Source organism: Comamonas sp. GB3 AK4-5, from assembly GCF_041320665.1.
GTDB lineage: Bacteria > Pseudomonadota > Gammaproteobacteria > Burkholderiales > Burkholderiaceae_C > Comamonas.
The window spans coordinates 682310-697869 of record NZ_CP166730.1 but is presented as its reverse complement, the minus strand read 5'-3'; the positions used below and the strand labels follow the sequence as shown (position 1 = coordinate 697869).

General features: G+C 66.7%; 17 protein-coding genes and 1 riboswitch. Of the genes, 10 read left to right on the top strand and 7 right to left on the bottom strand.

The genetic code is table 11. The features are described 5' to 3' along the window. Window positions 1–347 precede the first annotated feature (347 nt). Entirely contained in the window at window positions 348–1250 is a 903-nt protein-coding gene (locus tag ACA027_RS03065; RefSeq protein WP_370680932.1) for a 23S rRNA (adenine(2030)-N(6))-methyltransferase RlmJ, read from the top strand. A gap of 94 nt (window positions 1251–1344) precedes the next feature. On the opposite strand, the gene ACA027_RS03060 is transcribed toward ACA027_RS03065, so the two are convergent. The 5 genes from ACA027_RS03060 to ACA027_RS03040 form a co-directional block, all read right to left on the bottom strand. Further along, window positions 1345–2124 (bottom strand): septal ring lytic transglycosylase RlpA family protein, encoded by a 780-nt coding sequence (locus ACA027_RS03060; protein WP_370680931.1) that lies wholly within the window; start codon window positions 2122–2124, stop codon window positions 1345–1347. Window positions 2125–2198: 74 nt separating this feature from the next. Continuing rightward, window positions 2199–3026, bottom strand: a complete 828-nt coding sequence (metF, locus tag ACA027_RS03055) for a methylenetetrahydrofolate reductase [NAD(P)H] (protein WP_370680930.1) — start codon at window positions 3024–3026, stop codon at window positions 2199–2201. A gap of 137 nt (window positions 3027–3163) precedes the next feature. After that, on the bottom strand, window positions 3164–4354 hold the full coding sequence (locus ACA027_RS03050; RefSeq protein WP_370680929.1) for a TlyA family RNA methyltransferase: 1191 nt from the start codon (window positions 4352–4354) through the stop codon (window positions 3164–3166). 162 nt (window positions 4355–4516) lie between these two features. Further along, window positions 4517–5947 carry an adenosylhomocysteinase gene (ahcY, locus tag ACA027_RS03045; protein WP_370680928.1) on the bottom strand — a complete coding sequence of 477 codons (1431 nt, stop codon included), beginning with the start codon at window positions 5945–5947 and terminating at the stop codon, window positions 4517–4519. 72 nt (window positions 5948–6019) lie between these two features. Continuing rightward, window positions 6020–6099, bottom strand: a riboswitch (S-adenosyl-L-homocysteine riboswitch). A gap of 61 nt (window positions 6100–6160) precedes the next feature. Next, on the bottom strand, window positions 6161–6592 hold the full coding sequence (locus ACA027_RS03040) for a helix-turn-helix domain-containing protein (protein ID WP_370680927.1): 432 nt from the start codon (window positions 6590–6592) through the stop codon (window positions 6161–6163). Between the two features lie 82 nt (window positions 6593–6674). Between ACA027_RS03040 and ACA027_RS03035 the strand changes: the two genes are divergently transcribed. Then, complete coding sequence (locus ACA027_RS03035) at window positions 6675–7166, top strand: DUF2938 domain-containing protein (RefSeq protein WP_370680926.1); 492 nt, start codon at window positions 6675–6677, stop codon at window positions 7164–7166. On the opposite strand, the gene ACA027_RS03030 is transcribed toward ACA027_RS03035, so the two are convergent. Further along, window positions 7163–7870, bottom strand: coding sequence for a response regulator (locus ACA027_RS03030; protein ID WP_370680925.1), 708 nt, complete (start codon window positions 7868–7870; stop codon window positions 7163–7165). The genes ACA027_RS03035 and ACA027_RS03030 overlap by 4 nt on opposite strands. A gap of 88 nt (window positions 7871–7958) precedes the next feature. On the opposite strand from ACA027_RS03030, the gene cobG reads away from it, so the two are divergent. From cobG to cobJ, 4 genes are read left to right on the top strand one after another with little or no spacing between them, the layout of a single operon-like run. Continuing rightward, the gene (gene cobG, locus ACA027_RS03025) at window positions 7959–9221 is read left to right on the top strand and encodes a precorrin-3B synthase (protein WP_370680924.1); all 1263 of its coding nucleotides are present in this window, start codon (window positions 7959–7961) and stop codon (window positions 9219–9221) included. Beyond that, window positions 9221–9850, top strand: coding sequence for a precorrin-8X methylmutase (locus tag ACA027_RS03020; protein WP_370680923.1), 630 nt, complete (start codon window positions 9221–9223; stop codon window positions 9848–9850). Before cobG ends, ACA027_RS03020 begins: the two co-directional genes overlap by 1 nt. After that, window positions 9840–10613 (top strand): precorrin-2 C(20)-methyltransferase, encoded by a 774-nt coding sequence (gene cobI / locus ACA027_RS03015; protein ID WP_370680922.1) that lies wholly within the window; start codon window positions 9840–9842, stop codon window positions 10611–10613. Before ACA027_RS03020 ends, cobI begins: the two co-directional genes overlap by 11 nt. Next, complete coding sequence (gene cobJ, locus ACA027_RS03010; RefSeq protein WP_370680921.1) at window positions 10607–11443, top strand: precorrin-3B C(17)-methyltransferase; 837 nt, start codon at window positions 10607–10609, stop codon at window positions 11441–11443. Before cobI ends, cobJ begins: the two co-directional genes overlap by 7 nt. Here the strand turns inward: cobJ and ACA027_RS03005 are convergent. Beyond that, window positions 11389–12171 carry a cobalt-precorrin-6A reductase gene (locus ACA027_RS03005; protein ID WP_370680920.1) on the bottom strand — a complete coding sequence of 261 codons (783 nt, stop codon included), beginning with the start codon at window positions 12169–12171 and terminating at the stop codon, window positions 11389–11391. The genes cobJ and ACA027_RS03005 overlap by 55 nt on opposite strands. On the opposite strand from ACA027_RS03005, the gene cbiE reads away from it, so the two are divergent. Genes cbiE through cobF form a run of 4 tightly spaced genes read left to right on the top strand, consistent with a single transcriptional unit; the run spans window position 12170 to window position 15496 of the window. Further along, window positions 12170–13369 (top strand): precorrin-6y C5,15-methyltransferase (decarboxylating) subunit CbiE, encoded by a 1200-nt coding sequence (gene cbiE, locus ACA027_RS03000; protein WP_370680919.1) that lies wholly within the window; start codon window positions 12170–12172, stop codon window positions 13367–13369. The two genes, ACA027_RS03005 and cbiE, sit on opposite strands and share 2 nt — an antisense overlap. Next, a complete protein-coding gene (locus ACA027_RS02995; protein ID WP_370680918.1) occupies window positions 13366–13827 on the top strand; it encodes a cobalamin biosynthesis protein in 462 nt (153 codons plus the stop codon). The genes cbiE and ACA027_RS02995 overlap by 4 nt, the downstream gene beginning before the upstream one ends. Further along, window positions 13824–14669 (top strand): precorrin-4 C(11)-methyltransferase, encoded by an 846-nt coding sequence (gene cobM / locus ACA027_RS02990; protein ID WP_370680916.1) that lies wholly within the window; start codon window positions 13824–13826, stop codon window positions 14667–14669. The genes ACA027_RS02995 and cobM overlap by 4 nt, the downstream gene beginning before the upstream one ends. Next, entirely contained in the window at window positions 14666–15496 is an 831-nt protein-coding gene (cobF, locus tag ACA027_RS02985; protein WP_370680915.1) for a precorrin-6A synthase (deacetylating), read from the top strand. The genes cobM and cobF overlap by 4 nt, the downstream gene beginning before the upstream one ends. Window positions 15497–15560 lie beyond the last annotated feature (64 nt).

Genomic DNA, 15560 nt, shown 5'->3' with positions numbered 1-15560 from the left:
CTCTTTCAGAGGGTTTGGCTGGCCCTTTTCCGCGGTCGGCGCTTCTTCTTGAAAAAGGCAGATATGAAACCTGTCTTTTAAAGGAAGCCTCTTAGGCGGGGTTGTTAAAACCGAAGCTTTAACCTTCGCCGCGGGGCCATAAAATCGCTGCGAAGCTCTCCATTATACGAAATAGAGTCCAATACGGGCAAACACCCCTGCAACTGGCCATGTTTCCCCCTGGCTGGTGGCAGCCGCGCCACACTTGGCCCTGCCCGCACCGCCGTGCACAGCCCTGCATCGCGCGGCACGCTTCCCGATACACCCCATACCTTGCGGTCGCCCTGCGGCCCTTTTCCTGCACCACCATGTTCAGCTACCGCCACGCCTTCCATGCCGGCAACCATGCGGACGTGCTCAAGCACACCGTTTTGATTGCCACCCTGCAGCACCTGACGCAAAAGGAGACGGCGCTGACGGTGGTGGACACCCACGCCGGCGCCGGCCTGTATCGCCTGGATGGCGACTACGCCAGCACCAGCGGCGAAGCCAGCGAAGGCGTGCAGCGCCTGCTGGACACGCCACTGGACCAGCTGACGCCTGCGCTGCAGGACTATCTGCAGGTGTTGGCCAGCTTCAACCAGGGCAACAAGCTGCGCGTCTACCCCGGCTCGCCCTTCATCAGCAACAGCCTGCTGCGTCCGCAGGACAAGATGCATTTGTTCGAGCTGCACCCCACGGACTCGCGCACCCTGGCCGGAAACATCGCCCAGTTGGACCCAGGCAAACGCATTCTGATTGCCCAGGAAGATGGTTTTGGCGGCGTGAAGAAACTGCTGCCTCCGCCCTCGCGCCGTGGCCTGGTGCTGTGCGACCCCAGCTATGAAATCAAGACCGACTATGGCCGTGTGATCGACATGGTGCAGGACGCCCTGGTCCGCTTTGCCACCGGCACCTATGCCATCTGGTATCCCATCATCGCCCGCCAGGATGCGCATGATCTGCCACGCCGCCTCAAGACCATGGCCACCAAGGCCGGCAAGAGCTGGCTGCATGCCACGCTGACGGTGAAGTCCAGCAAGATGCAGTCCGCCGCCCTGTCCGCCACGGAAGACGAGCCCAGCAAGCGCCCCGGCCTGCCCGCCAGCGGCATGTTCCTGATCAATCCACCCTTCACCGTCAAGGAAAAGCTCAAGCAGTCGCTGCCGCAAATGGTCAAGCTGCTGGGCCAGGACAAGCACGCCGGCTTCACGCTGGAATCCGGCGGCTGAGGTCTCTTCCGGTACTTGGCGCACACCACGCCAGCCGCAGCGTGGTGTGTCCGACTTTTACCGCGCCTGCGCAGACCTGCTGCGCATAGGGCGCTCACTTTTTCTGAGGCTTGCTCTGCACGACCGGCTTGCTGGAAACGGTCTCGCGGTGCGCCTGCAAGGCCGCCCGGGCCGCTTCGCTCAGGCCGTCTATTGCGACATCCGAATCCTCATCGAGCTCGTCGCCCGGGCATTGCACCTCATCATCGGCCAGGGCCCACAGCTCTACCGGCTTGATGCCCAGGCCCATCATGCCCAGCTCCTCGGCGGCGGCCTGGCTCAGGTCGATCACACGGTTTTTTACGAACGGCCCCCGGTCGTTGATACGCACCACCACTGTTTTGCCGGTGGCCGCGCTGCGCACACACACGCGCGTACCAAAGGCCAGGGAAGGGTGGGCCGCCGTCAACGCGCCGCTGTCAAAGCGCTCGCCATTGGCCGTGCGCCGGCCGTGCAGGCCGGGGCCATACCAGGAGGCAATGCCTTTTTGGTCGCTGTCCCGTGCCTCAGGCGCGAGTTGGGCTGCCGGGTCGGGCTGATCGCTGAGTGGCGCAGGCTTGGGGGCGACCTTGGCCAGGGCTTCAGCGCCGGCACGGTCATGGCGCCACCAGCCCCAGCGGCCTGGGCGGGCATTGCCCGCATCGGCGGCCGGATTGACCTGGTTGGCGGCGGTGCTCGGCGCAGCAGAAGGAACCACAGCCGCAGTTGACGTGGAGGGCGGCGCGGGTGGCAGCGGTGCGCAGCCGCTGAGCAGCAGCGCCGCACCCCACAGCGCTACCCAGCGGTAGCGTGCAGTCTCGGGCTCTTGCCCGATGTTCTGGCAGATGGATGGCATGCAGTGTCCTCTGTCTCGCACAGACGGCAGGCACCGCACACCATAGACAAGGCAGCGCGCGCAATGCGCGTCTGTTACAGGCCGAGGCGGCGGCACAGCTCCAAGGTCGCTGCGCTCTGGTTCATGGTGTAGAAGTGCAAGCCCGGCGCGCCTTGGCTGCGCAGCTGCTCGCACAGGTGCGTGACCACGTCCAGGCCAAAGGCACGGAGGGAAGCCACGTCGTCCCCGAAGGCCTGCAGACGCAGGCGAATCCAGCGGGGAATCTCAGCGCCGGTCGCATCGGAAAAGCGCATGAGTTGGGAAGAATTGGTGATCGGCATGATACCCGGCACGACCGGCACCGCAATCCCCAGCTTGCCAATTCCTTCCACGAAGCGGTAGTAGGCATCCGCATTGAAGAAGTACTGGGTGATGGCGGAATCGGCACCCGCCTTGACCTTGGCAGCAAAGGCCTGCAGGTCGGCCTCGGGGCTGCGCGCCTGGGGATGGGTTTCGGGATAGGCCGCCACTTCGATATGGAAGGCATCACCGAATTCCTGGCGGATAAAGGCCACCAGATCGCTGGAATATTGGAACTCGCCGCCCAGGCCGTAGCCGCTGGGCAGATCGCCCCGCAGCGCCACGATGCGGCGCACGCCCATGGCTTTCAGCTGCGTCAGTTCCTCACGCACCTTGGCATGCGTGGCCCCCACGCAGGAGAAATGCGAGGCCGCGGCCATGCCCTCATCCAGGATGGCGCGCACCATGCGGAAAGTGCCCTCTTGCGTGGAGCCGCCGGCGCCGTAGGTGACCGAGCAGAACTCGGGCTGGCGCGCATACAGCTGCTGGCGCACCAGCTCATGCTTGGTCGCACCTTCGGGGGTCTTGGTGGGGAAAAACTCAAAGCTGACGGGAAAGCTCATGCGGGTCTCCGTAGGATTTTTGTATGGCGTTGCGGCAGCGCTGCCTTACCCAGGTAGTCCCAGCCAGAGGCCTGGGCTACCCCGCAGCCGAGGCGCCGCTCCCGGGGGGGAAGCGCCGCAGCTGCGCAAGGGGATGTTTATGCGTTGCGTTTTTTCTGCTTGGAGCGAGCAGGGCCGGGCTGACCAAAACTGGCCACCTCGGGGTCTTCGTACAGCTCCTGCGCGCTGCGCTTGGCGCGGACCTCAGCCCGCGACGGGCGTTTGGCCGCAGCCTTTGCCACCGGCTTGGCGGGCGCATCTTCAGCCTCCAGGCTGGGCAAGGCCTTGATCTCAGCGCCTTGTTGGGCCAGGACGAAGAACTCATGGTTGCCGTCACCGCCTTCAATGGGCGAATCCAGCCAGGCCTTGACCGTCAGACCCAAGGACTCCAGGCAGGTGCGAATGCGCTGCTCCACCTCGGCATACAAGGCGGTATCGCGCACGATGCCACCCTTGCCCACCTGGCCGGGCTGCAGCTCGAACTGGGGTTTGACCAGCATCAGCAAATGGCCGTGGGGTTTGAGCAGCTGCACGGCGGCGGGCAGCACCAGGGTCAGCGAGATAAAGGACACATCGCCGGTGACAAAGTCGAACGCGGGCGTGAGGTCGATATGTTCGGTACCGGGCTTGCGGCGGTATTCCACCGGGCGCGAACCTTCGGCCCTGGCGCGTGCCATGGCAGCGCGCTCGGCCTTGAAGGCTTCGACATCCTGCTCCTTGGCGTCGTCGCTGTCGTCATAGTCTTCATCGACCTGGCCACCGTTGCGCATCCAGGCATAGGGTGCCTGCGGCTGGGTGTCGTTGTCCTCTTCTTCCTCGACGACTTCCGACAGCGCCAGATCGCAGGCGGCTTCCAGCGCAGCCGCCGTCATGGCGCGGGCATTCAGCCCTTCCACGCACACCACGCGAGCGTCCGAGCGCAGGCGCTCATGCAGCTGGCCATGGCCCACGTCCACACCAATCACCTGTGTCGCACCGGCTTGCAGCAAGCAATCGGTAAAGCCTCCCGTGCTCTGGCCCACGTCCAGGCAGCGCAGCCCGGCCACCGAAAGGCCGGTGGCCGCCAATGCACCTTCGAGCTTCAAGCCACCGCGCGAGATGTACTTGGCCTCGGCCGCATCCAACAGCTGCAACTCGGCGCCGGCAGGGATCTCGTCACCGTTTTTGACCACTTTTTTCCAGGGTGCCAGAGGCGTCAAACGCCACTCCACGCCACTGGCAATCAGGCGCTGGGCCTGGGAGCGCGTGGTCGCATGACCGGCTTCTACTAAAAATACATCTGCGCGCATCGCGTCGCTCTCCAGGAATATCTCGGTTATCTATGGCGCCAGACCCTAAATACTGGCGCGCCCCAGCTCAGAGACAGCGAGCAAGGGCCGCCCCGCAGCGAGGCTGTCGTCCCCCTCCGGCGAAGCCAGAGAGGGGGAAGGCGCAAAGCGCCTCAGGGGGTGTTAATAACGGTATGTTTCAGGCTTGTAAGGGCCTTCTTTTTTCACGCCGATGTAATCGGCCTGATCCTGGCTCAGCACGGTCAGCTGGGCACCCACCTTCTTCAGGTGCAGGCGGGCCACTTTTTCGTCCAGGATCTTGGGCAACACATAGACCTTGCCCACTTCGTAGGCATCGGGGCGGGTGAACAGCTCGATCTGCGCCAGGGTCTGGTTGGCAAAGGAGTTGGACATCACAAAGCTGGGGTGGCCGGTGGCGCAGCCCAGGTTCACCAGACGGCCCTTGGCCAGCAGAATGATCTTCTTGCCATCGGGGAAAGTGATGTGGTCCACCTGGGGCTTGATCTCTTCCCACTCGTACTTCTCGATCGACGCCACGTCGATTTCATTGTCAAAGTGACCGATGTTGCAGACGATGGCTTCGTCCTTCATGGCGATCATGTGCTCGTGGCGAATGATGTCCTTGTTGCCGGTGGTGGTCACGAAGATGTCGCACTTGTCAGCGGCGTACTCCATGGTCACGACCTTATAGCCTTCCATGGCAGCCTGCAGGGCATTGATGGGGTCAATCTCGGTGACCCACACTTGGGCACGCAGGGCTTGCAGGGCCTGGGCACAGCCCTTGCCCACGTCACCGTAGCCGGCGACCACAGCCACCTTGCCGGCGATCATCACGTCGGTGGCGCGCTTGATGCCGTCCACCAGCGATTCGCGGCAGCCGTACAGATTGTCGAACTTGGACTTGGTCACCGAGTCGTTGACGTTGATGGCACGGAACAGCAGCGTGCCCTTGGCCGACATTTCGTTCAGGCGGTGCACACCGGTGGTGGTTTCCTCGGTCACACCCAGGATGTGGGCGCTCTTGCGGCTGTACCAGGTGGGGTCCACCGCCAGCTTGACCTTGATGGCGGCGAAGACGATCTTTTCTTCTTCCGAACCGGGGTTGGCCAGCACAGAGAGGTCCTTCTCGGCCTTCTTGCCCAGATGCATCAGCATGGTGGCATCGCCGCCATCGTCCAGGATCATGTTCGGGCCTTCGCCCTCGGTGTCCTTGGCGCCGAATTCAAAGATGGCGTGGGTGTAGTCCCAGTAGTCCTTCAGCGATTCGCCCTTGATGGCGTAGACCGGCACGCCGGTTTCGGCGATGGCGGCTGCGGCATGGTCCTGGGTGGAGAAGATGTTGCACGAGGCCCAGCGCACTTGCGCGCCCAGAGCCGTCAGCGTCTCGATCAGCACTGCGGTCTGGATGGTCATGTGCAGCGAGCCGGTGATGCGCGCGCCCTTCAGCGGCTGGGCAGCGGCGAACTCTTCGCGCACAGCCATCAGGCCGGGCATCTCGGTTTCGGCGATCTTGATTTCCTTGCGGCCCCAGGCGGCCAGGGAAATATCGGTGATCGCGGAGTCAGCAGGATTGAATCGAACAGCAGCGTTCATGGTTTTCTCCAAAAAATGAATGAAAAACCACGTTCTGCGGGGGACTTTGAATGAACCTCACCGCACAGAAAGCGTGGGTGAGCGTCGTTGCAATGAAAATCCGAGCCTCACGCCCCGCTCACACTGGGGGCGCTGCAACGCTCCTCGGACAGGCCGCGATTATACGGGCTGCGCCGCATCCGGCAGCCAGACCGGCCAGCCGATGTGACGTGATTAAGGATGCGCTGAAGCGCCGCCCTCTTCCGCCCTGTGCCGCTGGCTGGCCGTATGCAGGCGCAGGATTTGCTGGAATTTCGGGCATTCCAGATGCTGGGGCGCCGGGCATTGCGCCACATGGCGCAGGCCTTCGCGCAGCGCCGTCATGCGACGAATGCTGCGGTCCAGCTCGTCGGCCTTGCGCTCCAGCGCCTGGCGGTCCACCACCAGGCTGCCGCCATCGCCCAGCATCTGGCGAATTTCCGCCAGCGAAAAGCCCGCCGTACGCCCCAGGGTGATCAAGGCCAGCTGCTGCAAGACCTGGGGCTGGTATTGGCGGCGCAAGCCATGGCGACCCGCAGCGGCAATCAAGCCCTGGGCTTCGTAATAGCGCAAGGTGGAGGCGGCCAGCCCCGTGCGCCGCACCACATCTCCTATATCAACCAACATGGGGGCTTGACTTGAAGTCGGCTTGAGTTTGCATAGTGGGATTTTTCAGCATCTTGCTTCTTCTTGTTTGCGCGAGCGTTCCATGAGCTTTACTGACCCCATTGTCACCCTCCAAACCATCGCCATGGGCATAGGCGCCACCATCGCCACCGACTTATGGGCTGCGGCGCGCAAGCGCCTGCTGGGCGTGCCTGCACTCGACTACGCCCTGGTCGGCCGCTGGATTGCCCATATGCCCCATGGCCGTTTTGCCCACGCACCCATTGGTGCCGCGGCGCCCAAGGCCTTTGAGGCAGTTCTGGGCTGGGCCGTACATTTTCTGACCGGTATCGCTTTTGCCGCTGGCCTGGTGCTGTGGCAGGGCAGCGCCTGGCTGGCCACCCCTAGTTTGCTGCCGGCCTTGCTGTTCGGTACGGCCACGGTGGTGTTCCCGTTTTTTGTGATGCAACCCGCCCTGGGTGCAGGCTGGGCCGCCAGCCGCGCGCCGCGCCCCTGGCTGGCCCGTATGCACAGCCTGGTCATGCATGCCGTCTTTGGACTGGGCTTGTACGCCTGCGCCTTGCTGATCCGCTAACTAGCCAGCCCCACCAAGCGATAGCCCACCTGCAGCTCGGTGATCAAATGCCGGGGCTGGGCCGCATCGGCCTCCACCTTTTGCCGCAGATTGGCCATGTGCACACGCAGATAGTGCGGCCGGTCCAGGTATTCCGGCCCCCAGACCTGCAGCAGCAGCTGGCGGTGGGTCAGCACCCTGCCATGGCCTGCAATCAGCGCCGCCAGCAGGCGAAATTCGATGGGAGTCAGGTGCACGGGCTCGCCGGCACGCGCCACCTCATGGGTGGCCAGGTCCACCACCACCGCACCAAACTGCACGCGGCTACCGGGCTTGTCTGCAGCCTGCCCCTGCTGGCGGCGGCGCAGCAGCACGCGCAAGCGCGCCAGCAGCTCGGGCACGCCAAAGGGCTTGGTCAGATAGTCGTCGGCACCGGCATCCAGCACGGCCACTTTTTCTTCCTCGCGCTCTCGGGCCGAGAGCACCAGAATCGGCAAGGCGCTCCAGCTGCGCAGCTCGGCGATCACTGTTTTTCCATCCGCATCGGGCAGGCCCAGGTCCAGCACCACGGCATCGGGCTGGCGGCTGGCGGCTTCGATCAGGCCGCGCTTGGCCGTATCGGCCTCGAAGACCTGCCAGCCCTCGTCCTCCAATGCCAGGCGCACAAAGCGGCGAATGCTGGCCTCATCTTCAATGAGCAAAATGCGGGGGGCGGTGGCAGTCATGTGCATGATTTTGACAAAAGTCGCACCACGCGCACGACAGGGGCAGCAAACCCCTGAGAGCTCTCGTACTTCGCTACATTCCACACCCATGTCTGCAACCTCCTCCCACCCTGCGGCCCATATCCGGGGCTGGTGTCCCGGTGCCTGGCAGCCCATGGCCTCCGGCGATGGGTTGGTAGTGCGCGTGCGCCCGCCACTGGGCCGGCTCACGGCCCAGCAGGCCTTGCTGCTGGCACAACTGGCCCAGGACCATGGCGGCGGCCTGCTGGAGCTCACCAGCCGGGCCAATGTGCAGCTGCGCGGCATCGCCCCCGATCGCCATCGCGTGGTGCTGCAGGCCCTGGCCGCGCAAGACCTGCTGGACAGCGATGCACGCACGGAGCGGCTGCGCAATCTGGTCATTGATCCGCTGTGGCGCGCGGGTGACGGCGTGCAGGCGCTGGCCCAGGCCTTGCAAGCCGCGCTGTCACAGGCGCCAGACCTGGACGCCCTGCCCGCCAAATTCGGCTTTTCCATTGCCAGCGGCCACCATGCCGGCCTGGCCCAGGTGGCCGCCGATGTGCGCCTGCAGGCCAGCACCGGCCAGGCCTGGCTGGTACAGGCCGAGGGCCAGGCCATGGCCTGGAAGGCCCCATCGCCCCAACAGGCTGTGGAGGCGGCCCTGGCCCTGGCCCGCTGGTGCGCCACACAGGCCCTGGCCCGGCGATCGCAGGGACTGCACCCAGGGCGCTTGTCCCGCCTGCTGCAGGACTGGCAGGCAGAACATGCAGCCCTGCCCGTTCTCCCCCAGCTACAACTCTCCCTGCAACCCGTCTGCACCAGCAGCAGCGATGCCCCCCCGCCCGGTTGGCAAGCCGGCCTGGGCCTGCTGGTGGCCGCGCCACTGGGCCGTGTGACGGCATCTGCGCTGGCCCGCCTGGCCAGCACCCACGCTGGCGGCCTGCGCCCGACACCCTGGCGCATGCTGCTGGTCGAAGGGATAGACCACGCTGGCGCCGAGGCTGCGGGCCTGGACGATGCCCAGCACTGGATGAACAGCGCCTCCGACGCCAGGCTGCGCGTCTCGGCCTGCACCGGCGCCCCCGGCTGCCAGCAGGCGCTGGCCCCGACCCAGGCATTGGCACTGGCGCTAGCACCCCATGTGCCGCAGGGTGCCCATCTGCATGTCTCGGGCTGCGCCAAAGGCTGTGCGCGCCAGCAGCCGGCCACGGTCACGCTGCGGGCGCAGGCAGGCGACAAGGCCCCCATGTTTGAAGTGATTCGCCACGGCACCGCGCATGGCCTTGCCGATGCGGCCTGGGAGGCAGCCACTCTGCGCGACAATCCCGGGCTGCTGTTTGAAGAAATCTAATGGTTCATACCTACGAAACCAATGGTGCCGAAATCTATCGGCAGTCCTTTGCCACCATACGCCGCGAGGCCGACCTGGCCCGCTTCACCCCGGGTGAAGAGCGCGTGGTGGTGCGCATGATTCACGCCGCCGGCATGGTGGAGCTGGCGCCCCATGTGCAGCTCTCGCCCGGCATGTATGAGGCCGGCCAGCGGGCGCTGCAGGCCGGTGCTCCCGTGCTCTGCGATGTGCGCATGGTCAGCGAAGGCATTACCCGCTCGCGCCTGCCTGCGAGCAACCCGGTGATCTGCACGCTGCATGAAGACGGCGTGGCCGAGCTCGCGCACAAACTCAGCACCACGCGCAGCGCTGCAGCGCTGGAGCTGTGGCGCCCCCACCTGGCCGGCGCCGTGGTGGCCATAGGCAATGCGCCCACGGCCCTGTTCCACCTGCTCAACATGCTGCAAGACCCCAACTGCCCGCGCCCCGCCGCCATCATCGGCTGCCCCGTGGGCTTTATCGGCGCGGCCGAATCCAAAGAGGCGCTGATGCAGGACCTGCCCGTGCCTTCGATGATTGTGCGTGGCCGCCTGGGTGGCTCGGCCATGACGGTGGCCGCCATCAACGCCCTGGCCAGCCATGTCGAATAAACCGCAAAACCTGGCGCAGAGCGCCGCTCCCGGCGTCATCTGCGTGGGACTGGGCCCGGGCGATCCGGAACTCATGAGCGTCAAGGCCGATCGCCTGGTGCGCGGCGCACGCCATGTGGCCTTTTTCCGCAAAAAAGGCCGGCCCGGCAAGGCCAGGCAATTGGTGGACGGGCTCCTCCGCAGCGAGGCCAGCGAATACGCCATGGAGTACCCGGTGACCACCGAGATCCCGGTAGACAGCCCCGAGTACGTGCAGCTGCTCTCGCGCTTTTATGACGACTGGTGTCTGCGCCTGGCCGAACTGGCCAAGCAAGAACAGGTGATCGTGCTGTGCGAGGGCGACCCCTTTCTCTACGGCTCCTTTATGCACCTCTACACCCGGCTGCGCGAGCGCGGCGATGTGGGGCTGCAGGTGGTGCCCGGCATTCCCGGCATGGTGGGCTGCTGGCATGCCACGGGCCAGCCCATTACCTGGGGCGACGATGTGCTGGGCGTGATGACGGGCACCCTCTCCGAAGATGAACTGGTGCGGCGCATGGAGACTGCCGACGCCCTGGTGGTAATGAAGGTGGGCCGCAATCTGCCGCGCATACGCCGCGCCCTGGTGCGTGCCGGCCGGCTGGAGTCCGCCTGGCTGGTGCAAAACGGCAGCACCGCCAACGAGCAGGTGGAGCGGCTGGCCGAGGTTGGCGACGAGGTCTGCCCTTATTTCGCCATCGTGCTGGTCCATGGCCAGGGCCGCAGGCCGGAGGCCGCATGGTGATCCCCGCAACCGCAGGCCGGCTGTACATTGCCGGCCTGGGCCCGGGCGATCTGGCCCAGATCACACCAGCCGTGCGCGAGGCCCTGCTGGCCGCCGACGAGGTGGTCGGCTATTTCCCCTATGTGGCCAGGGTCCAGGCGCTGCTGGCGCAAGAAGCGACCGCCCAGGCACCGGACCAGGCCGTGCAATGGCATGCCTCGGACAACCGTGTGGAGCTGGAGCGTGCCCGCCAGGCCCTTGCGCTGGCGGCCCAGGGCCGGCAGGTGGTGGTGGTGTCCTCGGGCGACCCGGGCGTCTTTGCCATGGCCTCGGCCGTGTTCGAGGCCATGGAGGCCGTCGACGCGCCCCCGGCCTGGCTGGCGCTGGATGTGCAGGTGCTGCCCGGCGTCACCGCCATGCTGGCCGCCGCAGCCCGTGCCGGCGCGCCCCTGGGCCATGATTTTTGCTGCATCAATCTGTCGGACAACCTCAAGCCCTGGCCGGTGATTGCCCGCCGCGTGCAGCTGGCGGCCGAGGCCGACTTTGCCATGGCTTTTTACAACCCGCGCTCGCGCAGCCGACCCGAGGGTTTTGTGCGCCTGCTGGAGCTGTTGCGCGCACATTGCGAGCCCCAGCGCCTGCTGGTCTTTGCCCGTGCCGTGTCCACGTCCGACGAGACCTTGCAGGTCTGCACGCTGGAGCAGGCCCAGCCCGAGATGGCCGATATGCGCACAGTGGTGTTGGTGGGAAACAGCAGCACGCGCCGCGTGGGCCGCTGGATCTATACGCCGCGCCACTATGGCCCAGTAGACGGCGCCGTAGGCGTCACACCCGACGGCAGCACACCGTAACTCAGCCAATGCAGCACGGCACCCACGTCTTCGGTGCGCGGCCGGTCCGGCAAGGCTGGCCGCTGCACCATCACCACGGGCAGGCCCAGGCGGCGCGCGGCATCGAGCTTGCCACGCGTGGCCTCGCCGCCGGCGTTCTTGGCCACCAGCCATTCAATGCCGTGCTGTTGCAGCAAGGCCAGGTCATCTGCCTCGCTAAAGGGGCCGCGCCCTGTCACCACGGTGTGCTGCGGCAACGCAATGCTCCCGGGCTCGGGTCTGTCCACCAAACGCAGCAGATAGTGGTGCTGAGGGCGCACGCTGAAAGCATCGAGCTGCTTGCGCCCTACGGCCAGAAACACACGCGCAGCCGCCTCGGGCAAGGCCTGGGCTGCCTCGGCCATATCGGCCACCGCTATCCAGCGATCGCCAGCCTGGGCCTGCCAGGGCGCGCGCTCCAGGGCCAGCAGCGGCGTGCCGGTGGCCGCGCAGGCGGCACAGGCATTGCGGCTCATCTGGGCGGCAAAAGGGTGGGTGGCATCGACCACATGGCTGATGCCCTGCGTGCGAATGAACTGCGCCAACCCATCCGCACCGCCAAAGCCGCCGCTGCGTGTGGGCAAGGGCTGGGCCAGCGGCGCCTGGGTCACACCGGCATACGAGAACAAGGCTGGCACCGCCGCGCGGTGCAAGGCCTGGGACAGTTGGCTGGCGCCGCTGGTGCCACCCAGCAGGAGAACTTGCGTCATGACTGATCCGTGGTTGAGTGTGATAGGGCTGAACGAAGACGGTCTGCCTGGGCTTTCCCCCGCAGCCCGCCAGGCGCTGGACAGCGCCGAGCTGGTCTTTGGCGGCCCACGCCACCTGGCGCTGGCCGAGGTGGGCGAACGCGGCCAGCCCTGGCCCCAGCCCTTTGACCTGGCACCGGTGCTGGCCCAGCGCGGCAAGCGCGTGGCCGTGCTGGCCTCGGGCGATCCCTTCTGGTTTGGCGCCGGCGGCAGTCTGGCAGCCAAGCTGCCGCCCCAGGAATGGCGCTGCTTTGCCCAAACCTCGACATTCTCGCTGCTGGCGGCACGTCTGGGCTGGAGGCTGGAAGCCACCGACTGCCTGGGCCTGCACGCCAGCCCGCTGGAACAGCTGCTGCCGCGCCTGGCACCCGGCCGCCAGCTCATCACCCTGCTGCGCGATGGCGCCGCCGTGGAACAGTTGGCGCAGTGGCTGACGCGCGAAGGCTGGGGCGCCAGCCAGCTGTGGGTCATGGAATCCGTGGGCGGGCCGCGCGAGCGCTGCCGCATGCTGCGTGCCGACACGGCCGCCGAGGCCCTTGCCGCAGACCCCGCGCAAGCCCCGGTGACCGTGGGCCTGCTGGCCCAGGGCGGATCGGCCCTGCCCCAGGTGCCCGGCCGGCCCGATGCCTGGTATGCCCATGACGGTCAGATCACCAAGGCGCCAGTGCGCGCGCTGACGCTGTCCGCCCTGGCACCCCGCCGTGGCGAGCGGCTGTGGGATTTGGGCAGCGGCTCGGGCTCGGTGGCGGTGGAATGGTGTCTGGCCGGCGGCACCGCCGTCAGCGTGGAACAGCATGCGCAGCGCGTGGCCAATATCCACACCAATGCCGCGCGCTTTGGTCTGCAGAAAAGCCTGCAGGTGGTGCATGGCAGCTCTGCCGATGCTCTGCCCCAGCTCCAGCTGCCCACACCCCAGGCCGTGTTTGTGGGTGGCGGTTTTGATGCAGCACTGTTCGCCGCCCTGCGCCAGCACATGCCTGCGGGCTGCCGCCTGGTGGTGAATGCCGTGACGCTGGAAACCCAGGCCCTGCTGGTGCAACTGCAGGGCGAGCTGGGCGGCAAACTGCTGAAGCTGGAACTGTCCAGCGCCGTGCCTTTGGGCCGCATGCGCAGCTGGCAGGCCGCACGCCCGCTGCTGCAATGGAGCTGGCAGGCATGAGGGATCACGCCTGCCTGGTGCTGGGCCTCGGGCTGCGCGCCCAGGCCCAGGCCAGCGATGTGCAAGCGCTGTGGCTGCGGGCCCAGACCGCCCTGCCGGCACTGCAGCGTTTCTGTGCGGTTGCGGTGCTGCAAGGCAAGGAGCAGCACCCCGCCCTGCGCGAATGGAGGGCTGCCCTGCTCTTTGACACCACCCTGGTGGCCGTGCCTGCCCAGGATTTGCCTGGCCAGCCCGTGGCCACCCAATCGGCACGCCTTCTTGCGCGCTATGGCACCGGCAGCGTGGCCGAGGCCGTGGCCCTGAGCGCCGCAGGCCCGGCGTCCACCCTGCTGCTGCCCCGCATGGTGGCGGACGATGGCGGTGCCACCCTGGCCGCTGCCCTGCGCCGCAGCGGCCCCCTCAACTGTTGTCTGGCAGCCGCCCGCGCTGTCACTGAAAGCCAAGGAGTTACGGCATGACCGTGCATTTCATCGGTGCCGGCCCCGGCGCCGCCGACCTGATTACCGTGCGCGGCCGCGACCTGATGGCGCGCTGCCCCGTCTGCCTGTATGCAGGCTCGCTGATTCCACGCGAGCTGCTGGCGCATTGCCCTCCCGGCGCCCGCATCATCAACACCGCAGCCATGAGCCTGGAGGACATCGTGGCCGAAATCGCCGCTGCCGAGGCCCGTGGCGAAGACGTGGCACGCCTGCATTCCGGCGACCTGTCTGTATGGTCGGCCATGGGCGAACAGCTGCGCCGCCTGCGCGCTTTAGGCATTGCCTATACCGTGACGCCAGGCGTTCCCTCGTTTGCCGCTGCGGCCGCCACGCTGAGCGCCGAGCTGACCCTGCCCGGCCTGTGCCAGTCCGTGGTGCTGACCCGCACCTCGGGCCGCGCCACGGCCATGCCCGAGGGCGAAAACCTGGCCGCATTCGCCGCCACGGGCGCGGTGCTGGCGATTCATTTGTCCATCCATGTGGCCGAGAAAGTGCAGGCTGAGCTGCTGCCGCATTACGGCGCCGACTGCCCGGCCGCCATCGTCTGGCGCGCCAGCTGGCCCGATGAAACCGTGGTGCGCACCACCGTGGGCGCGCTGGCCCAGGCCGTGGCCACCAGCATGGAGCGCACGGCCATCATGCTGGTGGGCCGCAGCATCAGCGCCGAAGACTTTGGCGAAAGCCGCCTCTACGCCGCCGATTACGACCGCCGCTACCGCCCTCTGGGCACGGAGCCGCGCTTTCCCGGCAACGGCCAGGCTGTAGATACCGCCACCGACCGGCCCTTGACCAGCTCCTCGCTCTCCGAAGGCCAGGCATGAGCCACACCCTGCCTCCCGTGGCGCTGACGCTGATTGGCATTGGCACCGGCAACCCTGATCACCTCACGCGCCAGGCCATCCACGCCATGCAGGCGGCCGACCTCATCCTGCTGCCCCACAAGGGCGAGGACAAGGCCGAGCTGGCCGCCCTGCGCCAGCAGCTGTGCGATGCCGTGCTGCCCCCCGCTTCGGCCACCCGCGTTGCCGGCTTCGACATGCCGCTGCGCCGCAGCCAGGGCGATGACTATCTGGAGCAGGTCAACGAATGGCATGCAGCCATCACCGAGCGCTGGCAGGCCGCCATGGCCGACGCACTGGCCGCAGGCCTGGCAGCACGCGCAGCGGATGGGGTGCTGCAGCTGGCCCTGCTGGTCTGGGGCGACCCATCGCTGTATGACAGCACGCTGCGCATTGCCGCACGCATGCGGCCTGCCCCGCAGCAGGTGACCGTGGTGGCAGGCATCACCGCCATGCAGGCCCTGACCGCCGCCCATGCCATTCCCGTCAACGACATAGGCCAGCCCTTTGTGGTGACCACGGGCCGACAACTGCGCGAACACGGCTGGCCAGCCGGCGTGGACACCATGGTGGTGATGCTGGATGGGCAGTGCAGCTTCACCGCCCTGCCCGCCGCGCTGGCGCGCGAAGTGCAGATCTGGTGGGGCGCCTATCTGGGCATGCCGCAGCAGCTGCTGGACCATGGCCCGCTGGCGGAGGTGGCCCAGCGCATCGTGGCCACCCGCGCGGCTGCGCGGGCCGAGCATGGCTGGATCATGGACATCTACTTGCTGCGCAAAAGCCCTGCGGATGGGGATCCCATCGGATAACGCGGCGGGGAGCCGCAGACCGTGCTGCAGCAGGGTAAAGCGCCCCCACAACGGGAGGCGATTG